The 1,172-nt window shown below is 64.6% G+C and carries 1 protein-coding gene and 1 pseudogene; one reads left to right on the forward strand and one right to left on the reverse strand.

Going from position 1 to position 1,172, the window contains the following annotated elements; all coding sequences use genetic code 11:
* Nucleotides 1-670: pseudogene (locus EOA27_RS37305) on the forward strand (kinesin); the annotation flags it as partial.
* Nucleotides 671-732: 62 nt separating this feature from the next.
* Here EOA27_RS37305 and EOA27_RS37310 read toward each other — a convergent pair.
* Nucleotides 733-1,050, reverse strand: a complete 318-nt coding sequence (locus EOA27_RS37310) for a hypothetical protein (protein WP_126082540.1) — start codon at nucleotides 1,048-1,050, stop codon at nucleotides 733-735.
* Nucleotides 1,051-1,172 lie beyond the last annotated feature (122 nt).

Below are 1,172 nucleotides of genomic sequence, written 5' to 3' on the forward strand. Positions count from 1 at the left end.
GGGTGAACCGCGCGGTCTGCGCCCTGCTCCGCAGCAAGCGCCGACTCGTGCCGCCGAGCCGCCGCTGCGCCGCCCGCCGGCCCCGCAACCTCAGCCGCAGCCGCAACCGGCGGCTCGCGCCCCTCAGGCGCCGCTCGCCGAGACCACGCTGCGCGGCACGCTTGACCTGGAACGTCCCGCCGAGGCGCCGCGCCGTGAGAACGGCAAGACGCAGCAGGGCGGCTGGGTGCGCGATCTCCTGACCAACGCCTCGCGCGAGGAAGAGCTGAGGCCGGCGGCGCCGGCGGAAGCGCCGCGCGCGGCGCCTGCCCAGCGCTCGCCGCTGCATGTCATGGAGTCGCTCAACTCGCTCTCCGTCGACATCGCACGGGCCATCGACCACGACGCCTCGATCGAGCTCTGGAACCGCTATCGGCGCGGCGAGCGCGACGTCTTCACCCGTCGCCTCTACACGCTCAAGGGCCAGCAGACCTTTGACGAGATCCGCCGCAAGTATCAGGCCGAGGCGGAATTCCGCGCCGCGGTCGACCGTTACTGCGAGGATTTCGAGAAGCTGCTCAAGGATGTCTCGCGCAACGACCGCGACAACATCATGGCGCAGACCTATCTGACCTCCGACACTGGCAAGGTCTACACCATGCTGGCCCACGCCAGCGGCCGGTTGCACTGAGCCGGGCAGCTCCAGGAATCAAAAGGCGGGCCGAAAGCCCGCCTTTTTCGTCTCTGCAAAGTTCAGAACCCGCCGTCGGGATCCAAGTCGCGAATTGAATTAGCGATGGGCAATCCAAGACCACGCTGATCGAGCCACAACACTTGCCGTCCATGTCTTTCGCGTTCTGACAAAAGATCAGCATGGGCCATTTGCATGGCAAGCAATAGCGCCTGCACCGCATCGATCCCACGCGCTCTGAACGTGCGCGAGCCTTCGGGCCATCCTATTTCGTACCAACATAGGAAATCTCCCCCGTCCTCTGGTTCGGGCGAAAAGAAACGGCAGGTCACCTCATCACCATCAACCGAAAACGTCCGTTGAATAAAACTTACGGTCATCACGGCTCCGAAAAAACGTGGCTTGCCTGGAGCCTCGCTCAAATCGTCGAATCGGCCCAGCGGACGATGTCAGTCGCCGCCTGGCCGAAGGCATTGTCCAGCGCGTGGACGTAAGCCGCCTT

The organism is Mesorhizobium sp. M2A.F.Ca.ET.037.01.1.1 (genome assembly GCF_003998075.1).
Classification (GTDB): Bacteria; Pseudomonadota; Alphaproteobacteria; order Rhizobiales; family Rhizobiaceae; genus Mesorhizobium.